This window comes from Streptomyces sp. LUP47B (assembly GCF_001746295.1).
In the GTDB taxonomy this organism is placed as follows: Bacteria; Actinomycetota; Actinomycetes; order Streptomycetales; family Streptomycetaceae; genus Streptomyces.
Genome location: NZ_MJAH01000017.1, coordinates 25,226 through 51,666, shown reverse-complemented (window position 1 = coordinate 51,666; position 26,441 = coordinate 25,226). Strand labels below are relative to the sequence as shown.

General features: G+C 70.5%; 30 protein-coding genes and 1 riboswitch. Of the genes, 15 read left to right on the top strand and 15 right to left on the bottom strand.

Annotation, left to right across the window (positions count from 1 at the left end; all coding sequences use genetic code 11):
- Window positions 1-76: 76 nt before the first annotated feature.
- Together nagA and BFN33_RS38985 are read right to left on the bottom strand one after the other, a co-directional pair.
- Window positions 77-1,315: an N-acetylglucosamine-6-phosphate deacetylase gene (nagA, locus tag BFN33_RS38990; RefSeq protein WP_370743351.1), complete on the bottom strand. Its 1,239-nt coding sequence runs from the start codon at window positions 1,313-1,315 to the stop codon at window positions 77-79.
- Window positions 1,315-2,259, bottom strand: coding sequence for an ROK family protein (locus BFN33_RS38985; RefSeq protein ID WP_069764941.1), 945 nt, complete (start codon window positions 2,257-2,259; stop codon window positions 1,315-1,317). The genes nagA and BFN33_RS38985 overlap by 1 nt, the downstream gene beginning before the upstream one ends.
- 166 nt (window positions 2,260-2,425) lie before the next feature.
- On the opposite strand from BFN33_RS38985, the gene BFN33_RS38980 reads away from it, so the two are divergent.
- Window positions 2,426-3,634: an extracellular solute-binding protein gene (locus tag BFN33_RS38980; protein ID WP_069765071.1), complete on the top strand. Its 1,209-nt coding sequence runs from the start codon at window positions 2,426-2,428 to the stop codon at window positions 3,632-3,634.
- A gap of 33 nt (window positions 3,635-3,667) precedes the next feature.
- Entirely contained in the window at window positions 3,668-3,901 is a 234-nt protein-coding gene (locus BFN33_RS38975; RefSeq protein ID WP_069764940.1) for a DUF3263 domain-containing protein, read from the top strand.
- Window positions 3,902-3,915: 14 nt separating this feature from the next.
- Here BFN33_RS38975 and otsB read toward each other — a convergent pair whose 3' ends face one another.
- The 3 genes from otsB to BFN33_RS38960 all read right to left on the bottom strand — a co-directional run bounded on the left by otsB (window position 3,916) and on the right by BFN33_RS38960 (window position 7,195).
- Window positions 3,916-4,758: a trehalose-phosphatase gene (gene otsB, locus BFN33_RS38970; protein WP_069764939.1), complete on the bottom strand. Its 843-nt coding sequence runs from the start codon at window positions 4,756-4,758 to the stop codon at window positions 3,916-3,918.
- The gene (locus BFN33_RS38965; protein WP_069764938.1) at window positions 4,755-6,155 is read right to left on the bottom strand and encodes a trehalose-6-phosphate synthase; all 1,401 of its coding nucleotides are present in this window, start codon (window positions 6,153-6,155) and stop codon (window positions 4,755-4,757) included. Before BFN33_RS38965 ends, otsB begins: the two co-directional genes overlap by 4 nt.
- 95 nt (window positions 6,156-6,250) lie before the next feature.
- Entirely contained in the window at window positions 6,251-7,195 is a 945-nt protein-coding gene (locus BFN33_RS38960; RefSeq protein WP_069764937.1) for a glucosyl-3-phosphoglycerate synthase, read from the bottom strand.
- A 137-nt stretch (window positions 7,196-7,332) separates the two neighbouring features.
- Window positions 7,333-7,491, top strand: a riboswitch (SAM riboswitch).
- 17 nt (window positions 7,492-7,508) lie between these two features.
- Here BFN33_RS38960 and thrC point away from each other — a divergent pair.
- From thrC to BFN33_RS38930, 6 genes are all read left to right on the top strand, one after another.
- On the top strand, window positions 7,509-8,792 hold the full coding sequence (thrC, locus tag BFN33_RS38955) for a threonine synthase (protein WP_069764936.1): 1,284 nt from the start codon (window positions 7,509-7,511) through the stop codon (window positions 8,790-8,792).
- 45 nt (window positions 8,793-8,837) lie between these two features.
- Entirely contained in the window at window positions 8,838-9,113 is a 276-nt protein-coding gene (locus tag BFN33_RS38950) for a MoaD/ThiS family protein (protein ID WP_069764935.1), read from the top strand.
- A gap of 442 nt (window positions 9,114-9,555) precedes the next feature.
- Complete coding sequence (locus BFN33_RS38945; RefSeq protein WP_007382895.1) at window positions 9,556-9,762, top strand: cold-shock protein; 207 nt, start codon at window positions 9,556-9,558, stop codon at window positions 9,760-9,762.
- Window positions 9,763-10,953: 1,191 nt separating this feature from the next.
- Window positions 10,954-12,579 carry a chaperonin GroEL gene (groL, locus tag BFN33_RS38940; protein ID WP_069764934.1) on the top strand — a complete coding sequence of 542 codons (1,626 nt, stop codon included), beginning with the start codon at window positions 10,954-10,956 and terminating at the stop codon, window positions 12,577-12,579.
- A 389-nt stretch (window positions 12,580-12,968) separates the two neighbouring features.
- Window positions 12,969-14,090: an NADH:flavin oxidoreductase gene (locus BFN33_RS38935; protein WP_069764933.1), complete on the top strand. Its 1,122-nt coding sequence runs from the start codon at window positions 12,969-12,971 to the stop codon at window positions 14,088-14,090.
- Window positions 14,091-14,178: 88 nt separating this feature from the next.
- Window positions 14,179-15,705, top strand: coding sequence for a carboxylesterase/lipase family protein (locus BFN33_RS38930; RefSeq protein WP_069764932.1), 1,527 nt, complete (start codon window positions 14,179-14,181; stop codon window positions 15,703-15,705).
- A 12-nt stretch (window positions 15,706-15,717) separates the two neighbouring features.
- Here the strand turns inward: BFN33_RS38930 and BFN33_RS38925 are convergent, their stop codons facing one another.
- From BFN33_RS38925 to BFN33_RS38905, 6 genes are all read right to left on the bottom strand, one after another.
- The gene (locus BFN33_RS38925) at window positions 15,718-16,287 is read right to left on the bottom strand and encodes a hypothetical protein (RefSeq protein WP_069764931.1); all 570 of its coding nucleotides are present in this window, start codon (window positions 16,285-16,287) and stop codon (window positions 15,718-15,720) included.
- Window positions 16,284-16,451 (bottom strand): hypothetical protein, encoded by a 168-nt coding sequence (locus BFN33_RS53440; protein WP_176742579.1) that lies wholly within the window; start codon window positions 16,449-16,451, stop codon window positions 16,284-16,286. Before BFN33_RS53440 ends, BFN33_RS38925 begins: the two co-directional genes overlap by 4 nt.
- 46 nt (window positions 16,452-16,497) lie before the next feature.
- Complete coding sequence (locus tag BFN33_RS38920) at window positions 16,498-17,367, bottom strand: hypothetical protein (protein ID WP_370743350.1); 870 nt, start codon at window positions 17,365-17,367, stop codon at window positions 16,498-16,500.
- A gap of 225 nt (window positions 17,368-17,592) precedes the next feature.
- On the bottom strand, window positions 17,593-18,126 hold the full coding sequence (locus tag BFN33_RS38915; RefSeq protein WP_069764929.1) for a DinB family protein: 534 nt from the start codon (window positions 18,124-18,126) through the stop codon (window positions 17,593-17,595).
- A 25-nt stretch (window positions 18,127-18,151) separates the two neighbouring features.
- Complete coding sequence (locus BFN33_RS38910) at window positions 18,152-18,346, bottom strand: DUF397 domain-containing protein (protein ID WP_069764928.1); 195 nt, start codon at window positions 18,344-18,346, stop codon at window positions 18,152-18,154.
- Complete coding sequence (locus BFN33_RS38905; protein ID WP_069764927.1) at window positions 18,330-19,169, bottom strand: helix-turn-helix transcriptional regulator; 840 nt, start codon at window positions 19,167-19,169, stop codon at window positions 18,330-18,332. Before BFN33_RS38905 ends, BFN33_RS38910 begins: the two co-directional genes overlap by 17 nt.
- A 117-nt stretch (window positions 19,170-19,286) precedes the next feature.
- Here BFN33_RS38905 and BFN33_RS38900 point away from each other — a divergent pair, with 117 nt between their 5' ends.
- Genes BFN33_RS38900 through BFN33_RS38890 form a run of 3 tightly spaced genes read left to right on the top strand, consistent with a single transcriptional unit; the run spans window position 19,287 to window position 21,044 of the window.
- The gene (locus BFN33_RS38900; protein ID WP_069764926.1) at window positions 19,287-19,679 is read left to right on the top strand and encodes a hypothetical protein; all 393 of its coding nucleotides are present in this window, start codon (window positions 19,287-19,289) and stop codon (window positions 19,677-19,679) included.
- A gap of 9 nt (window positions 19,680-19,688) precedes the next feature.
- Entirely contained in the window at window positions 19,689-20,360 is a 672-nt protein-coding gene (locus tag BFN33_RS38895; protein WP_069764925.1) for a bifunctional 2-polyprenyl-6-hydroxyphenol methylase/3-demethylubiquinol 3-O-methyltransferase UbiG, read from the top strand.
- Window positions 20,361-20,405: 45 nt separating this feature from the next.
- A complete protein-coding gene (locus tag BFN33_RS38890; RefSeq protein ID WP_069764924.1) occupies window positions 20,406-21,044 on the top strand; it encodes a dihydrofolate reductase family protein in 639 nt (212 codons plus the stop codon).
- Between the two features lie 5 nt (window positions 21,045-21,049).
- Here BFN33_RS38890 and murQ read toward each other — a convergent pair whose 3' ends face one another.
- Together murQ and BFN33_RS38880 are read right to left on the bottom strand one after the other, a co-directional pair.
- Entirely contained in the window at window positions 21,050-21,985 is a 936-nt protein-coding gene (gene murQ / locus BFN33_RS38885; protein WP_069764923.1) for an N-acetylmuramic acid 6-phosphate etherase, read from the bottom strand.
- 112 nt (window positions 21,986-22,097) lie between these two features.
- Window positions 22,098-22,985: a MurR/RpiR family transcriptional regulator gene (locus BFN33_RS38880; protein ID WP_057608597.1), complete on the bottom strand. Its 888-nt coding sequence runs from the start codon at window positions 22,983-22,985 to the stop codon at window positions 22,098-22,100.
- Window positions 22,986-23,039: 54 nt separating this feature from the next.
- On the opposite strand from BFN33_RS38880, the gene BFN33_RS38875 reads away from it, so the two are divergent.
- A complete protein-coding gene (locus BFN33_RS38875) occupies window positions 23,040-23,423 on the top strand; it encodes a hypothetical protein (RefSeq protein WP_069765070.1) in 384 nt (127 codons plus the stop codon).
- Window positions 23,420-23,680, top strand: coding sequence for a DUF4031 domain-containing protein (locus BFN33_RS38870; RefSeq protein ID WP_069764921.1), 261 nt, complete (start codon window positions 23,420-23,422; stop codon window positions 23,678-23,680). The genes BFN33_RS38875 and BFN33_RS38870 overlap by 4 nt, the downstream gene beginning before the upstream one ends.
- Before the next feature lie 32 nt (window positions 23,681-23,712).
- On the opposite strand, the gene BFN33_RS38865 is transcribed toward BFN33_RS38870, so the two are convergent.
- Entirely contained in the window at window positions 23,713-24,291 is a 579-nt protein-coding gene (locus tag BFN33_RS38865; RefSeq protein ID WP_069764920.1) for a TetR/AcrR family transcriptional regulator, read from the bottom strand.
- A gap of 91 nt (window positions 24,292-24,382) precedes the next feature.
- Between BFN33_RS38865 and BFN33_RS38860 the strand changes: the two genes are divergently transcribed.
- On the top strand, window positions 24,383-24,829 hold the full coding sequence (locus BFN33_RS38860) for a DUF1772 domain-containing protein (RefSeq protein ID WP_069764919.1): 447 nt from the start codon (window positions 24,383-24,385) through the stop codon (window positions 24,827-24,829).
- A 35-nt stretch (window positions 24,830-24,864) separates the two neighbouring features.
- Complete coding sequence (locus tag BFN33_RS38855; protein ID WP_069764918.1) at window positions 24,865-25,299, top strand: DUF4267 domain-containing protein; 435 nt, start codon at window positions 24,865-24,867, stop codon at window positions 25,297-25,299.
- Between the two features lie 32 nt (window positions 25,300-25,331).
- On the opposite strand, the gene BFN33_RS38850 is transcribed toward BFN33_RS38855, so the two are convergent.
- The gene (locus BFN33_RS38850; RefSeq protein WP_069764917.1) at window positions 25,332-26,435 is read right to left on the bottom strand and encodes a GNAT family N-acetyltransferase; all 1,104 of its coding nucleotides are present in this window, start codon (window positions 26,433-26,435) and stop codon (window positions 25,332-25,334) included.
- Between the last annotated feature and the right edge of the window lie 6 nt (window positions 26,436-26,441).

The following is a 26,441-nucleotide window of genomic DNA, read 5'->3' as shown; positions in this document are numbered from 1 at the left end:
GGGCCGACCTCCCCCGAAAGACAGAATGTGCCCGTCCAGTCTCCCAGGATCCCACCGACCCCAACAGCGGGACACATCAGCCCAGTTGGGGATCGACCACCCATTCCCCCCGGCGCATGACGCCCTTGAGGTCGAATTGATGGTCGAGGAGGACCAGGTCGGCGTCCTTGCCGGGCTCCAGGGAACCGATGCGGTCGGACATGCCCAGCAGCCGGGCCGGGTTGGCGGAGATCGCCGCGACCACGTCCTCGACCGGCAACCGGTCGACGGTCACCGCCCGCTTGAACGCGCGGTCCAGGGTGAGCGTCGATCCCGCGATCGAACCGCCCTCCACGAGCCGGGCGACTCCCTCGCTGACCTCGACCTCCAGAGGGCCGAGCAGGTAACGGCCGTCGCCGAAGCCGGCCGCGTCCATGGCGTCCGTGATGAACGCGACGCGGGGCGCTGCCGCATGGTGGAACGCGAGTTGCAGCGCGGCCGGGTGCAGATGCGTGCCGTCGTTGATCAGCTCGACCGTGATCCGCTCGTCCTCCAGGAGGGCGGCGATGGGGCCCGGCGCCCGGTGCCCGATCTGCGGCATCGCGTTGAAGAGGTGGGTGGCGACCGTGGCGCCCGCGTCGATGGCCTCGACGGTCTGCTCGTACGTCGCGTCCGTGTGCCCGATCGCCGCGATGACGCCCTGCTCGGTGAGGAGCCGTACGGAGTCGATGCCGCCGGGGAGTTCGGTGGCGAGCGTGACCATCCTCGCCTGTCCGCGCGCCGCGTCGACCAGCTTGCGGACCTCTGCCGGGTCGGGGTGACGCAGCAGGTTCTCCGCGTGCGCGCCCTTGCGGCAGGGGGAGATGAACGGGCCCTCGAAGTGGATGCCGGCGATGTCGCCCTGCTCGGCGAGTTCGCTCAGCAGGCCGGCCCGCTGGGCGAGGAAGTCCATGTCGCCGGTGACGGTGGAGGCGACGAGGGTGGTGGTGCCGTGGTTCAGGTGGGTGCGGATGCCCTTGAGGACGTCTTCGACCGTGCCCGAGGTGAACGAGGCTCCGCCGCCGCCGTGGTTGTGGATGTCGACGAAGCCGGGGACGAGCCAGTGGTTGGTTACGTCGATGACCTGGGCGTTCTCCGGGGCGCTGCCGACGATGCGGGTGCCGTCGACGATGACTCGGCCGTCTTTGACGGTTCCTGTGGGGAGGACGACCGTTGCGCCGGACAGGATGAGGGGGGACTGGTCCGTCGCGGGGTGCGGACTCGTCGCGGCTGGTCGCGCTTCCGCGGCGGTAGCCGCAAATTCAGCGCCGTCCCGCGCCCCTGGGTGGGCTGCCATCAGCTTGTTGCCTCCGTACCGTCGGTCTTGTCTAGGAGATCCCAGGCCAGTAGGCCTGCACCGAGGCAACCCGCCGTGTCGCCCAGGGCCGCCGGGACGATGGTCGGGAGCTTCTGGAAGGTGACGCGGCGTCGGACCGCCTCCCGCAGTGGTGTGAACAAGGTCTGCCCCGCCTCTGCCAGGCCGCCACCGATGATCAGGGTGCGGGGGTCCAGCAGGGTGAGGGCGGTGACCAGGCCGTCGGCCAGGGCGTCCACGGCGTGCTGCCAGACCTCCCGGGCCTTCGGGTCCCCGCCGTCGACCGCCTTCGCGCAGTCCGCCGCGTCCGCCTCCGGGTTCCCGGTGACCGAGGCCCAGGCCTCGCTGACGGCCGCCGCGGAGGCGTACCGCTCCAGGCAGCCCCGCTGGCCGCACGGGCAGGGTGTGCCGCCCGGCCGTACGACGATGTGGCCGATCTCGCCCGCGAAGCCGTGGGCGCCCGACTCCACCCGCCCCGCGATGCCGATGGCGCCCGCGATGCCGGTGCCCAGGGGGACGAAGAGGAAGCGGTCGGCGCCCTTGCCCGCGCCGATGCGGCCCTCCGCGAGGCCGCCGGTGCGGACGTCGTGGCCGAGGGCGACCGGAACGCCCCCGAGGCGGTCGGTGAGCAGCCCGCGCAGCGGGAGGTCCCGCCAGCCCAGGTTGGCGGAGTAGGCCGCGACGCCCCGCTCCTCGTCGACGATGCCGGGCACGGCGACGCCGGCCGCGAGCGCGGGGGTGCCGAGGTGCTCGGTGCCGTACGCGCGCAGTTCGGCGGCGAAGTCGAGGATGCCGTCGACGACCGCGTCGGGGCCGCGCTCGCGGCCGGTCGACCGGCGGGCCTGGTGCAGGAGCTCGCCGCCCGCGCCGACCAAGGCCGCCTTCATCCCGGTGCCGCCCACGTCGAGGGCGATGACATGTCTCACAGGGGACAGTGTGGCCCTTCGACCCGCAAGAGGTCTAGTCCACTCACGTGGTGTAGACCTACTTCTGAGTATGTATGACTTTTCGAAAGTTTCGAACGTGACTGTGGGGCGGTTGTCGGTGCGGCGGCGTAGGACGGGAACGATCGCGGCGGTGTCCGCGCTGGGCATGACGGCGGTCCTCGGAGGCTGCGGCCTGGGGGGCGGATCGGACGAGGTGACGCTGAGGCTGGTCGCCGCCGACTACGGCGACAGCTCGGCCAACGGCTCCCAGAAGTACTGGGACAAGCTCGTCAAGGAGTACGAGGCCGAGCACTCCGGCGTGAAGATCGACGTCAGCGTGTACTCCTGGACCGACGTGGACCGCAAGGTCAAGGAGCTGGTCGACGCCGGGAAGGCACCCGACATGGCGCAGATCGGCGCGTACGCCGACTACGCGCACAAGGGGCTGCTGTACAAGGCCGACGACCTGATCGGGATCCGGGAACAGGCGGACTTCGTCGCGCAGCTGGCCTCGGCGGGGCGGATCAACGGGATGCAGTACGGCATGCCGTTCGCCGCGTCCACCCGGCTGCTCTTCTACAACAAGACCCTCTTCGCCGACGCCGGACTCACCCCGCCGACGACCTGGAAGCAGCTGGCCGCCGATGCCGCGGTGCTCAAGGCGGACGGGGTGAAGTACCCGTACGCGCTGCCGCTCGGTCCTGAGGAGGCGCAGGCCGAGACCATGCAGTGGCTGCTCAGCGGAGGCGGCGGGTACATCGACTCCGTCGGCACGTACGGCATCGACTCCGGCGAGAACGTCACGACGCTGACCTGGCTCAAGGACGACCTCGTCGGCAAGGGACTGACCGGGCCGGTCGCGCCCGAGAACCTCAACCGGGCCGCCGCGTTCTCCGCGTTCGCCGCCGGGGACGTCGGCATGCTCAACGGACATCCCTCGCTGATGAAGATCGCCGCCGCCAAGGGCGTGAAGTTCGGGATGGTGCCCATGCCCGGGGCCCACGGGAAGTCCAAGAACTCCATGGGCGTCGCCGACTGGATGATGGCCTTCAAGCAGAACGGGCATGCCGAGCAGGTCGGCGACTTCCTCGACTTCGTGTACAGCGAGAAGAACGTGCTCGCGTTCTCCCGGGAGTACGACCTGCTGCCGGTGACCAACTCCGCGTCCGCGGTCATGAGCGGCGCCTCCCGGGACGCCGACCTCAAGCCCTTCCTCGACGCGCTGCCCGACTCCGAGCTGCCTCCGGTGGGCAAGACGTCCTGGGCCTCGGTCAGCGCGGCCGTGAAGAAGCGGATCGGGTCGGCGGTGAGTCCGGGCGGGAGCCCTGCGGAGGTGCTGCGCGAGCTGCAGCTGACCGCGCAGAAGGCGGAGTAGTCGCTGTCAGTGGCGGGCGTTACGGTTCCGGGCATGGAGCATCCGGAGCTGGACCGCAGGGAGCGGGACATCCTCGCCCTGGAGCGCCGTGGCTTCCCCGGGCCCGGCGCGAAGGAGCGGGCGATACGTGAGGAGCTGGGGCTGGCGCCGGTCCGCTACTACCAGCTGCTCAACGCCCTGCTGGACGACGAGCGTGCCCTGGTCCTCGACCCGGTGACGGTGAATCGCCTGCGCCGGGTCCGGGAGGCGCGGCGGCAGGAACGCTGAGGGGCGGGCGGGGGTCAGCTGAGCCGTTCGGCCAGGGCGCGCAGCAGGCTCACCACGCCGCCGGGACCGTCCACCACCAGGTCCGCGCGTTTACGCAGTTCCGTCACCTCGTCGCTGCCGCTGCAGACCAGGAGGCCGGGGGTGCCGCTGGCGCGGAGGTCGTCGACCGCGGAGAAGGCCGGCAGGTCGCCCAGGTCGTCACCGCCGTAGAGGACCGACGTGGCGGACAGCTCGCGGACATGGGTCAGCAGGGCCACGCCCTTGTCCATGCCTGGTGGGCGCAGCTCCAGGACCAGGCGGCCCGGCTCGACGATCAGGCCGTGCCGGGTGGCCAGGTCGGTGAGGGGAGTGCGCAGCGTGTCGAAGACGGACTGGGGGTCCGGGGCCCGGCGGGTGTGGACTGCCACCGCCCGGCCGCCCTTCTCCTCGATCCAGGCGCCGGTTCCGTCGAGGAGGGCCGGCAGTTCGGCACGGACCGCGGCCACGCCCGGGTGCGGTTCGGGCGCCGTGACCTCGCCCGTCACCGCGTCCCAGCGTTCCGCGCCGTAGTGGCCGAGGACCGTCAGGTGTTCCAGGCCGGGGACGCCGGCGAAGCCGCCGTAGCGGACCGCGATCTCGGCCGGCCGGCCGGTGATCACCGCGACGGAGGCCACCTTCGGTGCCAGGGCGGCGAGGACGGCCACCGCCTCGGGATGCGCCCGCGCCTGCTCCGGGTCCGCCACGATCGGCGCCAGCGTTCCGTCGAAGTCGAGCCCGATGACCGCCCCGGCCGGGTCCGCCAGCAGGGCTTCGAGACCATCCCGCCCGGCGGGCGTCGCCGGGCTCGGCAGGGCGCCGGGGTCGGTGTGGCTGCTCATGGGTACCTCAGCGCGTTCAACTGGTCCAGGAACCACTGGGCCGGTGGTAGTGCCGTCGCCGCCGCGGCGAGTCTCTTCGCTCGTTCGGCCCGTTCGTGCGCCGGCATCGTCAGGGCCTCGTGCAGGGCCTCCGCCGTCTGCTCCACGTCGTACGGGTTCACCACGATCGCGTCGTCGCCGAGCTCCTCGTACGCCCCGGCCTCCCGCGACAGCACCAGCGCGCAGCCCTCGTCGGACACCAGCGGCACCTCCTTCGCGACCAGGTTCATGCCGTCCCGGATGGGGTTGACCAGCGCTACGTCGGCCAGCCGGTACGCGGCGAGGGACCGCGCGAAGTCGTCCTTCAGATTCAGCAGGACCGGCGTCCAGCCCGGCGTCCCGTACTGGGAGTTGATCTCCTCCGCCAGCCGCTGCACCTCGGCCGTGTAGTCCCGGTACACCGCCAGGTCCTGCCGCGACGGATACGCGAACGCCACGTGCACGACCCGTTCCCGCCATTCGGGCCGCGACTCGAGGAGCCGCCGGTAGGCGAGCAGGCCGCGCACGATGTTCTTCGACAGTTCGGTGCGGTCGACCCGGACGATCGTCTTGCGGCCCGCGCCGATCTCCTCGCGCAGGGCGACGATGCGCTCCTCGACGTCGGCCTCGTGGGAGCGGGCGCGCAGGAAGTCCGCGTCCGCGCCCAGCCCGTGCACCCCGATCCGGGTGTCGCCGAGGCCATCGGCGAACTGCTCCGCGCACGCGGTGAACGCGTCCGCCCAGCGGCGGGTGAGGAAGCCGAGCCGGTCGGCGCCGAGCATGCCCCGAAGGACCTGGCCGGCGATGTCGTCCGGCAGCATCCGGAAGTAGTCCACCGGCGCCCACGGCGTGTGCGAGAAGTGGGCGATGCGCAGGTCGGGACGGAGCTCGCGGAGCATCCCCGGCACCAGGCACAGGTGGTAGTCCTGGACCAGGACCGCCGCCCCCTCGGCCGCCTCCTCGGCGAGCGCCTCCGCGAAGGCGCGGTTGTACGTCTCGTACGACCCCCACTGCCGCCGGAACTCCGCGTCGAAGGCCGGCTCAAGTGGGGTCTGGTAGAGGAGATGGTGGACGAACCAGAGGACCGAGTTCGCGATGCCGTTGTACGCGTCCGCGTGCACGTCGGCCGGGATGGCGAGCATGCGGACGCCGTCCTCGCCCACCCCCTGCCGTACCGCCTCGCGGTCGCCGTCGGACAGCGCCGAGCACACCCACAGCGCGCCCGCCTCAGGACCGATCGCCGAAAGACCCGAGACCAGTCCGCCGCCACCCCGTTTGGGGCGCAGCGAACCGTCCTCCTGGACCTCGTACGAGACCGGGCCGCGGTTGGACGCGACCAGCACCTGGGCAGCACCCTGCACGGAAGACGTGGAAGCCATACGCCTCAACCTAGCCCGGCCCGGAAACGCTCAAACGTACGGTTGCGCTCAGTGCGCGGGCGTATACGGAACGCCCCGTTCTGTCACCCGGCCCGTCACGCGACCTTACGCTCCGCGTACTCGGCGATCTCCACCATCGGCGGCCGCTCCTCCGTGTCCACGGAGTACGTACGCGGCTCGAAACCGTCCCGGCCCCGCTCGAACTGGGTGAGGGAGGGCCGGATCATATGGCCGCGGGCCAGCCTCAGCTGGGCGGTGCGGTAGATCGCGGCGGACATCCGGCCCAGGGCCTGCCCGTCCTGGTGACGGTGCTTGCGCACACCGACGTCGACCTGGGCGAGCGCGTCCAGGCCCACCAGGTGCAGGGCGTCGACCAGCATGCCCAGCTCGACGCCGTAGCCGACGGGGAACGGGAGCTGTTCCAGCAACGAGCGCCGGGCCGCGTACTCGCCGCCCAGCGGCTGCACGAAACCGGCCAGCTGCGGCCAGTGCATGTTCAGCAGCGGGCGGGCCATGAGCTCGGTGACCCGGCCCCCCTGCCCGGCGGCGCCGCCCAGGGGACGGTCGTACATGCCCTTGACCAGGTCGACCTCGGGGTCGGTGAGCAGCGGGCCGACGATGCCGGAGACGAAGTCCGAGGAGAACTCCTTCAGGTCGGCGTCGATGAAACAGACGATGTCCCCCGAGGTGGCGAGCAGGGAGCGCCACAGGACCTCGCCCTTGCCGGGCACGGCGGGTATGCGCGGGAGGATGTCGTCGCGGTGGACGACCCGCGCACCGGCCGCGGCGGCGACCTCGGAGGTGCGGTCGGTCGATCCCGAGTCGACGACGACTATCTCGTCGACGAGCGGGACCTGCTGCATGAGGTCATGACGGATCACGGCGACGATGTCACCGACCGTCTCCTCCTCGTTGAGCGCGGGCAGGACAACACTGACCGTGCGGCCCGTGCCCCGCTTCGCCGCCATGATCCTGTGCAGCGGGCGATCGGTCACGGACCAGGAACGCGTGGCCAGCCAGCGCTCGACTTCGTTCAGCACAGTGCGCGGCTCCTCTGCCTTTGATCCATCTCGCGGTTCGGACGTCTCTCTCAACTGTCCTGGCCGTCGGTTACAGTCTTGAACAACGCGCATGACCATCGCATGTCCTGGGTGGTCCACCGTTCACAACTTCATACCGCTCATCCAGAGGGGCAGAGGGATACGGCCCGATGAAGCCCCGGCAACCCTCCAGTCGGTTCTCGTAGCGATCGCTGATGATCGTTTCCGCGAGGCTCCCGGCTCGGGAAGGTGCCAAATCCGTCTCACGGCGAGATGCGTCGTGAGGAAGATGAGGAGAAAGGGCCTCGCCTCCATGGCTGCGCAGACTGTTGCAAGCACCACGAACTCCGTCGATCTGGGTCCCGCCGCGGCGCTGAGCTGCCGCGAATGCGGCCACCGCGTCCCGCTCGGCCCGGTCTTCGCCTGCGAGGAGTGTTTCGGCCCCCTCGAGATCGCGTACGACTTCTCGGCCTACGACACCGAGGAGCTCCGCAAGCGGATCGAGGCGGGACCCGCGAACATCTGGCGCTATGCCCCGCTGCTGCCCGTCCCCGCGGACGTGGCGGACAAGCCCAACATCAACCCCGGCTGGACCAAGCTCGTCAAGGCCGACAACCTCGCCCGCGAGCTGGGTGTCGACGCCGGCAAGCTCTTCGTGAAGGACGACTCCGGCAACCCGACGCACTCCTTCAAGGACCGGGTCGTCGCGCAGGCCATCGAGGCCGCGCGTGCCTTCGACTTCACCACCCTCTCCTGCTCCTCCACCGGCAACCTCGCCGGCGCCGTGGGTGCCGCCGCGGCCCGGGCCGGCTTCCGTTCCTGCGTGTTCATCCCGCACGACCTGGAGCAGGGCAAGGTCGTCATGGCCGCGATCTACGGCGGCGAGCTCGTTGGCATCGAGGGCAACTACGACGACGTGAACCGCTTCTGCTCCGAGCTGATCGGCGACCCGGCCGGCGAGGGCTGGGGCTTCGTCAACGTCAACCTGCGGCCGTACTACGCGGAGGGGTCCAAGACCCTGGCGTACGAGATCTGCGAGCAGCTGGGCTGGCAGCTCCCCGACCAGCTGGTCGTGCCGATCGCCTCCGGCTCGCAGCTCACGAAGATCGACAAGGGTCTGCAGGAGCTGATCAAGCTCGGGCTCGTCGAGGACAAGCCGTACAAGATCTTCGGCGCGCAGGCCGAGGGCTGCTCGCCGGTGTCCGTCGCGTACAAGGCGGGCCATGACGTGGTCCGGCCCCAGAAGCCGAACACCATCGCCAAGTCCCTCGCGATCGGGAACCCGGCGGACGGTCCGTACGTGCTGGACATCGCGCGTCGTACCGGCGGTGCGGTGGAGGACGTGAACGACGAGCAGATCGTCGACGCGATCAAGCTGCTCGCGCGGACCGAGGGGATCTTCGCGGAGACCGCCGGTGGCGTGACCGTCGGCGTGGCGAGGAAGCTGATCGAGAACGGTCTGCTGGATCCCTCGCTGACGACCGTCGTGCTGAACACCGGTGATGGTCTGAAGACGCTGGACGCGGTGGCGGGTACGGGTCTCACCGCCACGATCCGTCCCAACCTGGACTCGTTCCGCGAGGCCGGCCTCGCGTAGCCGCCGCGCCCCTGAAAGCCCTCACCCGACCGGAGGTCCCGAAACATGAGCGTTTCCGTCCGTATCCCCACCATCCTGCGCACCTACACCGGCGGGCAGGCCGAGGTGCAGGCAGAGGGTTCGACCCTCGCCGATGTCATCGCCGACCTGGAGAAGAACCACACCGGTATCGCCGCGCGCGTTCTCGACGACCAGGGCAAGCTGCGGCGGTTCGTCAATGTGTACGTCAATGACGACGATGTGCGGTTCGAGCAGGGGCTGGAGACGGCGACGCCCGACGGGGCCGGCGTCTCGATCATTCCGGCCGTCGCCGGCGGGTGACCGTATGACTGGTCATTACCTTCGGTAACGGAAATTACCGAGTGTTCATCCGATTGCCCTCTCCGCAGAGAAGCGGAGGGGGCAATTCTCTATGGTTGAGCGCGGTACAGTTGGGGAAGCAGCGGCTTTCTTCTTGCCGCGTGCATATGAGTTCTCGCTCCACATGCGATGAGAAGTAGCCAAAGTGTGCGCGCCTTAAGTGCGTTATGTGTCTTTTATGGGGCCCGACTTGCCCCGAATTCAGGCGAATTCTCACTACATTCCGGACCCCTTCCGTCCAGAATTCTCGTCCGATTGACCTGTTGCAGACGGCAGTTGGACAGATACATTCAGCCGCGGTCGACGCGTTCCGGCGCACGCCCCCAACCATGTGGGGGGTGAGGTCTGACCCGGATCCACGAAGTGTGGATCCGTGCAAGGGCCAGTAATAGGGGAGTTAGGCATGGCTCAGGGCACCGTCAAGTGGTTCAACGCGGAGAAGGGGTACGGCTTCATCGCGGTCGACGGTGGTGCGGATGTATTCGTCCACTACAGCGCGATTCAGATGGACGGCTACCGCACCCTTGAAGAGGGCCAGCGGGTCGAGTTCGAGATCTCGCAAGGTCAGAAGGGGCCGCAGGCGGACATGGTTCGCCTCGCGACTGGCTGAAGCACGCGCCGGGTAACAACAGCGTCGTTCTTCTGTTCTTCTTCGAAGGGCTCGTACCCCATAGGGAGTCATGGGGTACGAGCCCTTCGGCATGCCCGGAGCCCCGCCGACCGCTTTCGCCGGCGCCGGGCGGCCCGGTCCGCGTTCGCCGGCTTGCGCGGCGGTCCGGGGTGGCCGATCGCGCCGGTCGAACAGGGGTCATGCGGACGGGAGGCAGCCGGGCCGTCCGTACGGCACCCGTACGGCCCCGTGGTGCCGGAGTGCAATGGCGTCGGGCCGGCCGTACGGCCGGTAAGCGCCCCGAGCGGCCGGGGCGGCGGGGCTCCCGCATCGGTCGGCGGGCGCCTGGGAGAGTGCCCCGGCTGCGGCCCGGTCGTCGTGTACGGCGTCGGTATGGCCCCGTGGTGCCCGGGTGCCGGGTCGTCAGTGTGCGCGTACCGGCCGGTGCCGAGCCGCCGTAGTCGCTCGGCACCCTGTGTGGACGGGGGCGGTCGGGATTCCCGTATCGCTCGGCTGGGCCCCAGGGGGGGGACCCCGGGTGGGCCGGCCGGGCTGTCGGGTACGGCGCCGACGTGGCCCTGTGGTGCCCGGGTGCCGGGTCGTCAGTGTGCGCGTACCGGCCGGTGCCGAGCCGCCGTAGTCGCTCGGCGCCCCAGTGCGGGCGGGGGCGGTCGGGATTCCCGCATCGCTCGGTTGGGTTCCAGGAGGGGACCCCGGGTGGGCCGGCCGGGCTGTCGTGTACGGCGCCGACGTGGCCCTGTGGTGCCCGGGTGCCGGGTCGTCAGCGTGCGCCTACGGGCTGGTGCCGGGAAGTGTGGACGCGGGTGGTCGGGACTCCCGCATCGCTCGACGGGGTGCCCTCCCGGGCGGGCCCGGCCGGGCCGTCGTGTACGGCGCGGACAGGGCCCGTGGTGCGCGGACGCCGGGCCGTCGGCCGGTCCGTACGGGCCGGTAACGAGGCGTCGCTGTTGCTTCCCGCTCTGCCCGATCGCCGAGAGGCGCTTGCACTCGACCATGCCGAGTGCTAATCATTGGCGTTAGCACTCTGAAGGTGAGAGTGACAAAAGATGGACCGGGTCGGTGAGGCCCGCAGGCCCTGTGGGGCAAGGATCCACAGGCCGGCGAGCCGTCCGTCGCGGGCGCGGGCGCGGTCCGAAGGAATCACCCCCAGTCCTGGAGGGACCACTTCACATGGCCAAGATCATCGCGTTCGACGAGGAGGCGCGGCGCGGCCTCGAGCGCGGCATGAACCAGCTCGCGGACGCCGTCAAGGTGACGCTCGGCCCCAAGGGCCGCAACGTCGTCCTCGAGAAGAAGTGGGGCGCCCCCACGATCACCAACGATGGTGTCTCCATCGCCAAGGAGATCGAGCTCGAGGACCCGTACGAGAAGATCGGCGCCGAGCTGGTCAAGGAAGTCGCCAAGAAGACGGACGACGTCGCCGGTGACGGTACGACCACCGCGACCGTGCTCGCCCAGGCCCTGGTCAAGGAAGGCCTGCGCAACGTAGCCGCCGGCGCCAACCCCATGGCCCTCAAGCGCGGTATCGAGAAGGCCGTCGAGGCCGTCTCCGCCGCCCTGCTCGAGCAGGCCAAGGATGTCGAGACCAAGGAGCAGATCGCCTCCACGGCCTCCATCTCCGCCGCCGACACCCAGATCGGCGAGCTCATCGCCGAGGCGATGGACAAGGTCGGCAAGGAAGGCGTCATCACCGTCGAGGAGTCCCAGACCTTCGGTCTGGAGCTCGAGCTCACCGAGGGTATGCGCTTCGACAAGGGCTACATCTCGGCGTACTTCGCCACCGACATGGAGCGGATGGAGGCGTCGCTCGACGACCCCTACATCCTCATCGCCAACTCCAAGATCGGCTCCGTCAAGGACCTGCTCCCGCTCCTGGAGAAGGTCATGCAGTCGGGCAAGCCGCTGCTGATCATCGCCGAGGACGTCGAGGGCGAGGCCCTGTCGACCCTGGTCGTCAACAAGATCCGCGGCACCTTCAAGTCCGTCGCCGTCAAGGCCCCGGGCTTCGGTGACCGCCGCAAGGCCATGCTCGGCGACATCGCCATCCTCACGGGCGGCGAGGTCATCTCCGAGGAGGTCGGCCTCAAGCTGGAGAACGCGACCCTGGACCTCCTGGGCCGCGCCCGCAAGGTCGTCATCACCAAGGACGAGACCACCATCGTCGACGGTGCCGGTTCGTCCGACCAGGTCAACGGTCGCGTCAACCAGATCCGCGCCGAGATCGAGAACAGCGACTCGGACTACGACCGCGAGAAGCTCCAGGAGCGCCTGGCGAAGCTCGCCGGTGGCGTCGCCGTCATCAAGGCCGGTGCCGCGACCGAGGTCGAGCTCAAGGAGCGCAAGCACCGCATCGAGGACGCCGTTCGCAACGCGAAGGCGGCCGTCGAGGAGGGCATCGTCGCCGGTGGTGGCGTGGCCCTCATCCAGGCCTCCTCGGTCTTCGAGAAGCTGGACCTGCAGGGTGACGAGCTGACCGGCGCCAACGCCGTGAAGCTGGCCCTGGAGGCCCCGCTCAAGCAGATCGCCGTCAACGGTGGTCTCGAGGGTGGCGTCATCGTCGAGAAGGTGCGCAACCTGCCCGTCGGCCACGGCCTGAACGCCGCGACCGGTGAGTACGTCGACATGATCGCCGAAGGCATCATCGACCCGGCGAAGGTCACGCGCTCTGCCCTGCAGAACGCCGCCTCCATCGCCGCGCTGTTCCTCACCACCGAGGCCGTCATCGCCGACAAGCCGGAGAAGGCGGGCGCTGCGCCGGCCGGCGGCGGCATGCCGGGCGGTGACATGGACTTCTGATCGACCCCCGGCCGCCAGGCCTGACGGTTGATCAACGTCCTTCCCGGGGGCGGCACTTCCTGGAAACAGGGAGTGGCCGCCCCCGGTCTTTTCCTGCGCTATGCTTGATCACGAGCCGCTCGACGTGAACTCCCGTCGGTCGACTACGCGTTGGTGGTCCAAGGAAAGACGCCCCGCTTCCTGCGGGGAGATGCAGGTGCAAGGCCTGCCCGGCGCTCGACATGAAGCCCGTCCCACGATGGTGGGGCGGGCTTCTTCCATGCGCGGCTTCTGTGCGCGGCCTCCATGCGTGGGCGGAGTCACAGCGCAACGGGAAATCCCGAGCCGGATGAGGCAGTTGGCACCTGAGTAGTGTCCATGCGCATGCACATACCGAGGAGTACCGCCACGTGACCGCCCCCGCCCCCTCCCGCGCCGCCGAGATCCTCTCCCGCCCGGCCCACATCAACGGCCTGACCGTCCCGAACCGCATCGTGATGGCGCCCATGACCCGGAACTTCTCCCCGGGCGGCGTCCCCGGCGCGGACGTGGCGTCGTACTACTCGCGCCGCGCGGCCGCCGGAGTCGGTCTGATCGTCACCGAGGGCACGTACGTCGGCCACGAGTCGGCCGGGAGCAGCGACAGCGTCCCGCGTTTCCACGGCGAGGAGCAGCTGGCGGGCTGGGCGAAGGTCGCCGAGCAGGTGCACGCGGCGGGCGGCACCATCGTCCCGCAGCTGTGGCACATCGGCATGGTCCGCGAGCAGGGCGAGCCGCCCTACGCCGACGCCCCCGCCGTCGGCCCCTCCGGCATCCGCCTCGGCACCGACGAGCCCACCGGCAGGGCGATGACCCAGCGCGACCTGGACGACGTCATCGGTGCCTTCGCCGAGGCCGCGGCGGCCGCCGAGCGCATCGGCTTCGACGGTGTGGAGCTGCACGGCGCCCACGGCTACCTCCTCGACCAGTTCCTGTGGTCGGGCACCAACCGCCGCACCGACGCCTACGGCGGTGACCCCGTCGCCCGTACGAAGTTCGCGGCGGAGATCGTGGCGGCCGTACGGGAGACGGTGTCGGCGGAGTTCCCGATCATCTTCCGCTACTCGCAGTGGAAGCAGGAGGCCTACAGGGCGCGGCTCGCCGAGACGCCGGAGGAGCTGGAGGCGATCCTCGCGCCGCTCGCCGCGGCCGGAGTCGACGCCTTCCACGCCTCCACGCGCCGCTACTGGCTCCCCGAGTTCGACGGCTCCGACCTCAACCTCGCCGGCTGGACCAAGAAGCTCACCGGCAGGACCACCATCACCGTGGGCTCGGTCGGTCTCGACGGCGACTTCATCCGCGGTTTCATGGGCGAAGGCTCCCCGGTCAAGGCCATCGACGACCTGCTCGACGCCCTGGAGCGCGAGGAGTACGACCTGGTCGCCGTCGGGCGGGCGCTGCTTCAGGACCCGCAGTGGGCCGCGAAGGTGCTGGCGGGCCGTTTCGACGAGCTTGCGCCGTACGACGCGTCCGCGCTGAAGTCGTTGAGCTGACGCCACAGGGTCCCCGACTTGGTTGACTCAGGCAAGGGAAGTGGGCTGAAGTGAATCGGACAGCCCCTTACCCGTGAGGAGTTCGACGATGACGTCAGCCGAGGGTCTCGAAGTACGCACCGCGGCCGGTACCGTGCGCGGGCGCGCCGAGAGCGGACTGGTGGTCTTCCGGGGCATCCCGTTCGCCGAACCGCCGGTCGGGGAGGCCCGGTTCCAGGCGCCGCGGCCCGTGCAGGGCTGGGAGGGGACCCGGGAGGCGTACGACTTCGGGCCCCCGCCCCCGCAGGAGTCGGGCTTCCAGGGCCGTGCCGCCGAACTGCCGGTACCCACCGGCGACGACTGGCTGACGGTCAACGTCTGGTCGCCCGGCACGGACCCGTCGGCCCGTCGCCCGGTCATGGTGTGGATCTACGGCGGCGCCTACAAACTGGGTCACGCCGGCAGCCCCGGCTACGACGCCCAACATCTCGCGCGCGCCGGTGACGTGGTCGTCGTGACCTTCAACTACCGCGTCGGGATCGAGGGGTTCGCCCTGCTGGAGGGGGCGCCCGCGAACCGGGGGCTGCTGGACCAGGTCGCCGCGCTGGAGTGGGTGCGGGACAACATCACGGCGTTCGGCGGGGACCCCGGGCAGGTCACGGTGTTCGGGGAGTCGGCGGGGGCCGGGTCGGTGGCCTCACTGCTGGCGATGCCGAGCGCGCGCGGACTGTTCGGGCGGGCCGTCGCGCAGAGCGTGCCCGGCACATACTTCTCCGCCGAACTCGCCCGGGACATCGCGGTGGAGATCGGCAAGGAGGCGGGTCTGGCTCCCACGGCCGCCGCGCTGTCCGCCGTGGACCCGCTCGAACTCCCCTCGGCGGGAGAGCGGTTGAGCCTTCGGATGCGTGACTACGACGACCGTTGGGGGCAGGCGGCGCCGACCGTCACACCGTTCTCGCCGGTCGTCGACGGCGAGGTGCTGCCGACCACCCCCTGGGAGGCGCTGGCGGCAGGCGCGGCCCGGGACGTGGAGCTGCTGGTCGGGCACAACCGGGACGAGTACCGGCTCTTCCTCGCCCTCGCCGACCGGCTCGGCCGGATCACCGAGGAGCAGGCGGCCGCGGCCCTGCGGACGTTCGCGCCGGGCCCGGACGGCGAGCGCGCCTACCGCGAGGCCTTCCCGGACGCCACACCGACCGAACTCTACGAACGCGTGCAGACGGACTGGCTGTTCAACATGCCCTCCCTGCGGCTGGCCGAGGCTCAGGTCGCGGGCGGCGGGCGCGCCCACCTCTACGAACTGGCCTGGCCGGCACCGGGGCTCGGCGGCGTGCTCGGAGCGTGCCACGGGCTGGACATCCCGCTGCTCTTCGGCACGTACGAGGCCGACCTCGGGAATCTGCTGTTCGCCGGGAGCGGGGTGCCGGACGAGGCGAGGGCACTGACCGCGCGCTTCCAGGCGGCGTGGACGGGGTTCGCGCGGACCGGGGATCCCGGGTGGCCGGCGTATGACGTGGCGGGCGGCCGGCTGACCCAGGTCCTGGACGCGGAGCCGGAGGTGCGGCCGTATCCGGAGGAGGTCTCCCGGCGGCTGTGGGAGACGTACGACTTCCGGACGCTCCCCCTGCTGAAGTAGCGCTCTCGGGCGCTAGAGATTGCCGAGCGGCTCGATGTCCACCTTCACCGGGGTGCCCCACACCCGCAGCACCTCGTAGTCGGTGAACTCGTGCACGAGCCGGTACGCCATCGCGGCGCGCGGGCCACGGCGCTGGGCGTTGATGTAGAGCTCGGCCTCGTGCCGGTCCCGCCTCGGCGTCCCGCACAGCTGCCACTCCTGGCCGGTCCACTGCTCCGGCAGCCAGCGCTGCTGGGGCTGCGGCCGGTCCTCCCGCACCCCGTACCTGGAGGGGGTGGGCCCGGCGGACCTCGGGCGCGCGCCGGGGCCGTTGATCTCGGCACGGCGGGCCGCACGGCGCCGCGTCTCGCACAGCAGGCACAGGTCGGGGGCGTTCTCGTCGACCGGGCCGTTGGGGTGCTCGGCGCAGCGGGTGGTGGGGGCGGCGCCGGTGACGCTGTCCTCCAGGAGGTCCAGGGCCCGCTTGATGTCCGCCTTCACTTCGTGCAGCTTGGCGTCGCGGGTGTCACCGGTGAGCGACTCACCGTGCTCACCGAGGAGGCGGAGGGCGCGGCCCAGGGCGGTGAGCTGGGCGTGGTTCATGGGATGGCTCCGGGAATCTCGGGGCGGTCGCGGTCCTCGGCCGCCAGCAGCGCCATGAATTCGTCGTGGGACAAGGCCGGTCCGGCCGGAGCCGCCATACGAGCCTGCGCTTCGGCGATGTCGGCTTCGTCACGCGATCGCTGCGGCTCTTCCGGCTCGCTCACGACTGTACACACACGGGGGTCCGGTGACGACGGACCGTAGGAGCGGTCATACGAGCGTCCCTTCTTCTCGTCTCAGGGACATCGCGGCCCGGATCTCGTTTGCGCGGGCGTGGATCTCGGGGGCGGGCAGGAGTGAGGCGGGGCGCGCGGGGGCGTATCCGTCTCGGCAACCGCGGCAGAAGCCCCCCGGCAGGGCCTCGGGAGGCCCGGGCACTCTGCACTCCGCGCACTCCAGGATCCGGTGGGGTGGCTGGTCAGGCGGGGGCTCCGGTGGGAGCTTGTCGGTCAGGCGGCGGCGGAGGAGGGCGGCCGGGTGGTGGACCGGGGTCGGCAGGCCGCTGGTCAGGGCGTGGCGTACGACCTCCTCGGTGGCTCCTCGGGTGAACCACTCCGTCACCAGCGGGGCGAGGGCCGCGCAGTCGACGGCGGAGAGGGACAGCGAGGGGACTTCGCGGCCGAGGGCGGCGAGGAGGATGTGGGCGCGGGAACGGGTGGGCGGGGGCGGAGTGTCTTCCGGTACGTCGCCCCGCGTGAAGGCGGCCCACCAGTCGTCGTCGCGTGCGGTACGGGACCACCACGATCGGGTGATCCAGCGGTGTCCTCCGGAAGCGGAGTCCAGGCGTTCGCGCCCCCGGCGCAAGTGGCCTGCCCGTTGGAGGCGGTTGAGGGCCGTGCCGAGCGCACACTGCCCGTACGGCAGCGTCTTGGCCAGCGTCTTTACAGAGATGTCGGCGCCGTCGGGGACGCGGTCGAGGTACGCGGCGATGGCGGCTTCGCGAGGTGGGAGGTGGGCGAAGTCGTGCGCGGTGCGGGGGCGTTGGTCCGGGGCGGAGCGTTTGCCGTATCCCGGATTCGCCATGGGGTGCGGGGATGCGTGCGCGGGCAGGGAGGCAGGACTAAGCTTGGCGTCAGCCATGGGGATCGAACTTGTCCTTCGATCTCGTAGGTCAAGCCCCCGCAGGTGTTGCTAGCACCTGGCGGGGGCTGTTCTGTCTGTTATCCGGGCACGCTAGACGATCGTGACTCTGCGTGGCAAGCCGAACGCGTCAAGTCAACACGCGGGGTGGGAGGGCGGGTTGGGGCCCTCCACCCATTCCTTGAAAAGAGAGCTCGGAGCTGGGGACTTGAGCTTCGGGACCGGTCAGCCCATGCTCTTGGCGCCGTCCAGGGACTCGCGGATGATGTCGGCGTGGCCCGCGTGCTGGGCGGTCTCGGCGGCGATGTGCAGCAGGACCCTGCGGGCCGACCATCGACCCCCGGGCTCGTTCCATGGCGCCTCGGGCAGCGGATGGGTGGCGCTCAGGTCCGGCAGGGCCAGGACGAGTTCGTCGGTCCGGCGGGCCGCCTCCTCGTAGTCGGCCAGCACGCCGGCCAGCGTCTCGCCGGGGTGCATCCGGAACTCGTCGGCCCGCTTGGCGAAGTCCGCCTCGGTCATGGCCGTGAAGTCGGGCATGGCCGAGGGGCCGTTGACGATGAAGCCCGCCCAGCTCCGCTCCACCGACGTGACGTGTTTGATCAGTCCGCCCAGGCACAGCTCACTGGCGGTGGTCCGCTGCCCGGCCTGCTCGTCGGTGAGGTCACGAGTCGTGAAGCGCAGGAAGCGCCGGCTGTGGGCCAGCGCCTCCAGCAGGTCGGTGCGCTCGTCGGTGGTGATGGTGTGTGTGGTGTCGGTCATGGGGCCACGCTAGGAGCCGTATAGGTCAGATCCTGACCTCTACGACCGCCTCGACGAAGGCGGACCATGACTCGGGCCGGAGCATGAGCTTCGGGCCGTGGGGGGTCTTGGAGTCGCGGACGGGGACGGCGGTGGGGTGGCCGTCCGCTACTTCCAGGCAGTTGTCGCCGCCACCGCCGCTGTACGTCGACTTGCGCCAAGTCTCAGGGTTGTTCCTCATGGGCGTAATCCTGCGCCAACGACTCGATCAGGGCCAGGGAGTTCTCCCGCGAGAGCGCGGACGCCACGAGGAGATCGAACGTGAACCTCAGGTCGGCGACCGTAGCCGGGTCGTCCTCCATCCGTCCCGTGCGTACCCCCTCGTAGTAGATCAGCGGAGGGGCATCCTCGAACTCCATCAGTTTCATGGCGCCTTGCATTGCCGCGTGTGCTCCCGCACTGAGCGGCAGCACCTGCATCATGACCCGGCTCCGGCGCGCCAGATCGGCGATGTGGCGCAGAGCCTCGGCCATCACCGTCCGGCCACCGGTCTCCCGCCGTAATGCGGCCTCGTCAAGAACCGCCCACAACAAAGGCTTTGTTGGATAGTCGAGCAGTCGGGTCCGCTCCAACCGGCCGGCCACCCACCCTTCGATGGTTTCCTTCGGTGCTGTCGGGTCGTACGCACAGTTCACCGCTCGTGCGTAAGCGGGAGTCTGCAGCAGTCCGGGGATCAGGAGTGGCGTGTACTCCCTGATCGCCGTGGCTTGGGCCTCAGCCTCCGCCACCTCCGAAAAGTGCTTCGGGTACTTGGACTTGGCCGCCGCCGCGCAGTTCCGCTGGAAGAAACCGTCGGTTCCGAGCACCTCGTCCAGCTGTCGCGCGACATCCGGTTGCATCCTGCGCGTGCCCGCCTCCAGCTGCCCCACGAACGACCCGCTCACGAACAGCCGCTGCCCCAGCTCCTCCTGGCTCAGCCCGGCCTTCTCTCTCGCGTGCCGCAGCTCCGCGCCCAGCAGCGCCCTCGGTGACGACGACGGGTCCAGATCCTTCGGTCCTGCCATGCCCAGCTCCCGATCCAGCAGACGAGGTTGTTGGGACGCCCTGTCTGGCCAGGTTAGGGCCGTGACCGACACGCTGTGTTGCGAACAGTGAACTCACCGTGCCCATGGAGGAAAAGCGTGCGGTCCACCCAAGAAGTCCTGGAGTCCCTGCGACAGGCCCTCACCGGCGTCGGTGTCGTGCTGCCGTCCCTCGCCGTCGACCCCCTCACCGGTGCCGGTGACGAACCCTTCCCCCTGGTCGACCTCGGCCGGTGCAACGTACGCACGGCCGAGCGGCTGGCGTCCGTACTGCGCGGGGAGCGGCCGCCGGTGGGGTCGTACGTCGTCGACGAGCGGGACGGGCGCGTGGGGGAGGTGATGGCGCACCTGGGCGGAAGGGTGCAGCTCAGGCCGCTCGGCGGGGGCCGGGAGTGGGACTGCGAGCCCGGGTCCACCCGGCCCGCCCCGCAGGGCGACGTGCTGCGGGCCAGGGTGCGCAAGGCCAACAACGAGGGCCGCATGCCCTGTTGAATCGAACCCATGGCTCTCCTGGACGCCCTCGCTCGCTTCAACGACGCCCATCCGTGGTCCCACAACGCCCACTTCCACTCGTGGCTCATGCGTCAACTGCCCCGGCGCTACGACCGCGCCCTCGACGTCGGCTGCGGTTCCGGAGATCTCGTGCGGCTGCTGGCGACCCGTGCGACACACGTGGACGGCATCGACAGTGACGAGCGAATCATCGGCACGGCACGGGAGTTGAGCGATCCCGACCTCCCCGTCACCTTCTCCGTCGCGGACGCGCTGTCGTACGACGAGGGTGGCCGTTACGACGTCATCACCTGCGTCGCCGTACTCCACCACCTGCCCCTGGCCGAGACCCTCACCCGCTTCCGACGACAGCTGGCCCCCGGCGGAACCCTGGTGATCGTCGGGCTGACGCGCGAAGACACCCGCGTTCAGACACTCCTCGGCCTCGCGTCCGTGCCGCTCAACCTGGTCACCGGTTGGGTCAAGAACAGGGGACGTACGGCATCACAGCGTCCCGTCGCGATGACCGCGCCGACCCGTCCGGCGGACGTCCCCTACACCGAGTTCGCGCGCGAGGTCCGCCGTGTGCTGCCCGGTGCACGGTTGAGGCGGCGGCTCTTCTGGCGCTACACGCTCGTCTGGAAAAAGGTGCGCGGGGATGTCGATCCAGGCAGGCTCTGAACGACGTAGGGGTGAGAGCACGCCACCACACGAGAGGTGCAGGCCATGCCCAAGGTCCGAGTCCACAACGTGACGATCTCCCTCGACGGCTTCATGGCCGGTCCGAACCAGCGACTGGACGCCCCCTTCGGTGACGGCGTCGGCTGGGGCGACGAGCTGCACAGCTGGTTCATGTCCGCGTCGCAGGACGCGGCCGCGGGGAAGCCCGGGATCGACGTCGACTACTTCGTCCGCGGTGATCAGAACATCGGCGCCACGATCATGGGGCGGAACATGTTCGGTCCGCAGCGCGGGCCGTGGGAGGACGAGTCCTGGCAGGGCTGGTGGGGCGACAACCCGCCGTACCACCACGACGTCTTCGTCCACACCCACCATCTGCGCCCGGCACTGGAGATGGCCGGCGGAACCACCTTCCACTTCACCGACGAGCCGCCGGAGGCGGTCCTGCGACGCGCCTTCGAGGCCGCGGGCGGCAAGGACGTCCGGGTCGGCGGCGGGGCGGCGGTCATCCGGCAGTATCTGCGCGCCGGGTTGATCGACGAAGTACACCTGGCGATCGCGCCGCTCCTCATCGGACGCGGGGAGCGGCTGCTCGACGACCTGGGCGACGGGATCGCCGGCTACCGGGTGTCCGAGCTGGTCAGCTCACCGAACGTCACGCACGCGATCCTCGTCCGCAGCTGAGCCCGCTAGCGGGTGGTCGCCGCCAGTGCCGCGCGCAGGTGGCCGTCGGAGTCCTCCAGGAGCCGGGCCGCCGTGGGGCCGTCCACGTCGGCCAGGATGGTCAGGATCGCGTTCTTCACCTCGCCGTCGGTGGCGGCCAGGGCGCGCTCGACCTCCTCGTCGTCGGCGCCGGTGGCGAGGGCGACGATACGGCGGGAGCGGGCGCGCAGCTTCTCGTTGGAGGCGCGGACGTCGACCATGAGGTTTCCGTAGGTCTTGCCGAGGCGGATCATCGTGATCGTCGACAGCATGTTGAGGACGAGCTTCTGGGCCGTGCCCGCCTTGAGGCGGGTCGAGCCGGTCAGCAGCTCGGGGCCGACGACCACCTCGATGCCGTGATCGGCGGCCGCGGCGAGCGCGCTGTCCGCGTTGCAGGACAGGCCGACCGTCAACGCTCCCTGTGCGCGGGCGTGTTCCACGGCGCCCACGGCGTAAGGGGTACGACCGGACGCGGACACCCCGACCACCGTGTCCACGTCCGTCACCGCGAGCGTGTCGAGGTCGGCCCGGGCCAGCTCCGCCGAGTCCTCCGCCCCCTCGACGGAGGTGACCACGGCCTGCGGGCCGCCCGCGATCAGGCCCACGACCTGGGCGGGGTCGGTGTTGAAGGTCGGTGGACACTCGGAGGCGTCCAGCACGCCGAGGCGTCCGGCGGTGCCCGCACCGGCGTAGATGAGCCGTCCGCCCCGGGCCATCCGGTCGGCGATCGCGTCGATGGCGGCGGCGATCTCGGGCAGGCGTCGCGCGACGGCCGGGGGGACGGTGGCGTCCTCGCCGTTCATCAGCCGGGCGATGTCGAGGGTCGGCAACTGATCGATGTCGGCGAGCTCGGGCCGAAAGGCCTCGGTGGTGAGCGACTCCAACTGGGATTGCAGATCACGGGGGTTGGAGGTGGAGGTCATGGGCGGTCGGCTCTTTCGAAGTCGCGGTCGGATGTCCTACCCAGGGGCGCGAGGAACTGCGCGACCAGCCACAACGGACCCGCAGATACCCACGCACCTCCGAAGCTACGGTCTATCGTCGATGCCGATGCGCCAGCGCCTCGTACGACGCGGCCAGCGCCGGCGCCGCCGTCTCGTACGTCCGCTGCGCCACCCCCACGAACAGACAGTCCACCACCAGCAGCTGGCTCGTCCGTGAGGACATCGCCGCCGGCCGCAGCTCGCTCTCCCGGGCCGTGGACGTCGTCAGCACATGGTCGGCGTACTGCGCCACAGCGCCGCCCGGTCGCCCGGTGATGGCGACGGTCGTGGCCCCATGTTCGAAGGCGACCCGCAGCGGTTCGATGACGTCCCCGGTCGCCCCGGAGTGCGTGATCGCGATCGCCACGTCGCCCGACCGCAACTGCACGGCGTTCGTCACGGCGAGGTGGGGATCGCTGTGCGCCTGGGCTATGAGCCCTATCCGCAGCAGCTTCTGCGTGAGGTCCTGGGCGACGAGACCGGAGGCCCCCACCCCGTACACGTCGATGCGCCGGGCCGAGGCCGTCGCGGTAACCGCCGCTCCCAGCTGCACGGTGTCCAGCCCGGCCGCCGTGTCCGCGAGGGTCTGCTGCTCGTCGTAGGCGAGTTTGGCGACCACGTCGGCGAGGGAGTCGTCCACCGCGATGTCCGTGGTGATCGCGGGCGACCGCCCGGACTGCTGCTGGGCGGCCAGCCCGGCGAGGGCGAGCCGCAGGTCGCGGTACCCGGGATACCCCAGCAGCCGCGCCGTCCGCACGACGGTCGCCTCGCTGGTCCCGGTCAGTTCCGCGAGGCCCGTGACGGTGAGCGCCGCGCACCCGGCCGGGTCCTTGGCGACGGCCTCGGCGACCCGCTGCATGGAGCGCGTCATGGACGGACCCAGCGTGCGCACCTTCGAGGCGAGAGCGCTGCCGAAAATTTCCTTCACTTCCTGGGGCACGTATGAAAGATATTTTCGGCTCGGGTCGTGGTCAAGAGCGCGCACAATGGCACCATGGAGTCCATCGGTCCACTTGAACAGAGCCTGCATACGGCACGCGCCCTCGTACTCGCCGACCTGGCCGCGGACGAGGTAGCCGCCGCGGACGTGGTGTCGTTGGTGGAGGAATCGCTCGTGCAGCGGCGCTGGTGGGTGGAGCAGTGGCCCGAGGGCGCCGAGTTCGTGGCGGGCCTGGTCGCCCAGGACGTCCAGGACGCCCTTCTCGAGCGGTACGGCCGCTGGCCCCTGTGCCCGGTGTGCGGCTCGGGCGACCCGCACGCCCTGGACGTGGAGCCGGAGCTCGGCCCCGACCCGCACTGGGTGTGCCACAAGGCGGGCGTGAAGATCGCGGCGGTCGGCTCGCTCGGGACCGCGGCGGGCGGGACCTCATCCTCGTGACCGTCTACATCGACCCGCCCACCTGGCCGGGGCACGGCCGCATGTGGTCCCACCTCGTCAGCGACGTCTCCTTCGACGAACTGCACGCGTTCGCCGACGAGTTGGGCGTCCCGAGGCGCGCCTTCGAGCGCGACCACTACGACATACCGTCGCACCGGTACGCGGACGTCGTGGCGGCCGGCGCGGTGGAGGTCAGCAGCCGCGAGGTGGTGCGGCTGCTCACGGGTGCGGGACTGCGGCGGCCCAAGGGTCGTTAGGGCGCCGGGTGCCTGCCCTTCGGGGCCCTGTGTCAGACCACGGCGAGCCGGTCAACCACCAGCTCCAGCCTTTCCTCGGCGTCCTCGGGCAGTAGGCGGCCCGCGCGGGTCAGGGTCGCGAGGCCGTGCAGGGCCGCCCAGAACACCTCGGTGAACAGGCCCGGCTGGACGCCGTCGCCGGCGACCTCGCCGAGAGTCTCCAGCAGGGCGGCGAAGGCGTCCTTCAGTGGCGCGGGGGTGTCCTCCTGCGCGTACGCCAGGCCGCCGTCGAGCTGGAACAAGGCGTCGTAGACCGCCGGGTTGTCTGCGGCGAAGTCGAGGTAGGTGCGGGCCAGGGCGGCGACCCGGGCGCGCGGGCCGTCCGCGGCGGAGGTCGCGGCCCGTACCGCCGTGGCCAGTTCGGTGGCCCCCTGAAGGGCGACGGCGCCGATGATCTCGCGCTTGCCGCGGAAGTGGCTGTAGAGAACCGGCTGACTGTATTCGATCCGCTCGGCGAGCCGGCGGGTGGTGACCGCGTCCCAGCCCTGCTGCTCGGCGAGTTCGCGGGCCGTCGCCACGATGAGGCGCTCGCGGTCCGCCCGTTCGCGCTGCTTGCGTTCCTGTACCGACATACTTCGATCCTAGCACCGCTAGACAATCGAGCGTTAGCAGTACTAGCGTTGCCTCGACAGCTAGCAACGCTAGTTCAACGGAGGGATCGTCATGCTCAACGCACTCGAGGTCGTCACCACCGTCGTCGTCGGCCTGATGGTGGGGGTGGAGTTCTCCGTCGCCTTCATCATGAACCGGATCCTGGACGCGCTTCCCGAGGACAGCGGCCAGCTCGGCCACGCCCACGGCGGCCGGATGCTCGGCACCCTGATGCCGTTCTGGTACATCGGCTCGCTCGTCCTCAGCGCGATCTGGGCCATCGCGGGATGGCACCACCACGGCGCCGGACTCGTCGTCACCGCCGCCGGACTGCTGATCGTCAGCGTGGTCATGTCGGTGCTGCTGCTCGTCCCGATCAACAACCGGAACAGGACCTGGACCCCCGAGAACCGGCCCGCCGACTGGAAGGAGCAGCTGAACCGCTGGCAGCGCTACCACTACGTCCGCGTCGCCGTCCTCATCGCCGCCTTCGCCCTGCTCGCCGCCGCTCTCGTCTGACACCGCTGCTGCCCGACCTCGCGAGGAGAAGAACGATGTCGCTGAAGAAGATCAACACTGTGCTGACCGCCGCCTTCGTCCTCTTCATCCTCTGGTTCGGGATGGAGTTCATCTTGAGCCCGGAGACGACGGCGCCGACATTCGGATTGCCGACCTGGCCGTCCGGCGACGGCGGCGGCTTCCTGATCATCAAGGGAATCCGCGATGTCGTCCTGGCCCTGGTCCTGGGCGTCCTGCTGGTGACGGGCCACCGCCGGGCGCTGGGCTGGGTGCTGCTGGTGGAGGCTTTCGCCGCGTACGGCGACATGACCACCGTGCTGGCCCACCACGGCTCCGTGGCCACCGCACTCGGCGTCCACGGCCTGACCGCGACAGTGATGGTGGTCAACGGCCTGCTGATGCTGCGCGAGACCCGCGAGGTCGCGGCCGCTCCGGCGACACCCGGGGCGACACCTGTCCTGCAGCGGTGATCGCTCCCGCTGATCGCGACCCGATGCGGGCCCTAGTCGGCCCGGCCGGGCAGCACGTACAGCCGAAGGCCCGGTTCCGCCTCCCCGTACGCCTGCTCCTCCTCCACCGTCGCCCGGAGGTACCCGGCCCGGGCGATCACCCGCTGCGAGGCGGCGTTGTCGGGCTCGATGGTGGCGCAGAGGCTGCGCACGTCGTCGCGGGCCAGGGCCCAGTCGCCGAGGGCGCGCAGGGCCTCCGTGGCGTAACCCTGGCCGCGGGCGCTCTCGGCGAGGTCGTAACCGACCTCCGCGCGGCCGTCCTCGTCGGGGGCGCCGTGGAAGCCCATGCCGCCGATCGCGCGGCCGTCCTCCCGTCGTACGAGGGCGAAGAGGCCGAACTCCGGGCGGTGAACGCCCGCTTCGTAGGCCTTGATGGTCATGCCGGCGGCCTCGCGGGTGCCCTCGAAGGGGCCGTCCTCGACCCACTCGAAGTCACCGTCGCCGCCCGCGGCCAGTTCGGCGGCGGACGCGGGGGTGACGCCCTGGAGGGTGAGGCGCTCCGTGGGCAGGACGAGGTTGTTGCTCCAGCGCCACTGTGTGCGCGGGGCGCGGTCGGGCAGGTCGCCGCGGCCGGTGGCCCACAGGAGGGTGCGCCAGGGGTCGGGGCCCGGCTGGACCTCGGGGAAGATCCGCGTCAGGACGTGTTCGGGGAGGTGGGCGGGGGGCTCGTACGGCAGGCCCAGGCCCTCCGCGATGTCGTACGTGTGCAGCAGCACCTCGGCGATGCCCATCGCGGCGAAGCCCGTGCGGTTCGCGCTGCGGAAGGGGTACGGGTGGAAGGCGCGGACCTCGCGCGGGGTGGCGCGGATCGTCGCGGCCAAGAGGGTGCCGCCCGTCTCGATCACCTGGAGGGCGCCCTCGGCGTCCGTGTCGTCCTCGAGGTGGATCTCGAAGGGGACGTACCTGTCCTGCGGCCGGCCCGCCAACTGTCCCGCGTAGGCGATCAGATCGCTCGCGATGTGCTCGGCCGTCTTCAGACAGCTCCACTCCGTCCGGCCGGCCCGTACCGTCTCCCAGTTCCGGTCCACCGCCGCCCGCAGCACCGCCACCGCGTCCGCGACGGCCTCCGTCACCCGTTCCCCGCCCATGTCTGCCATGCGGGC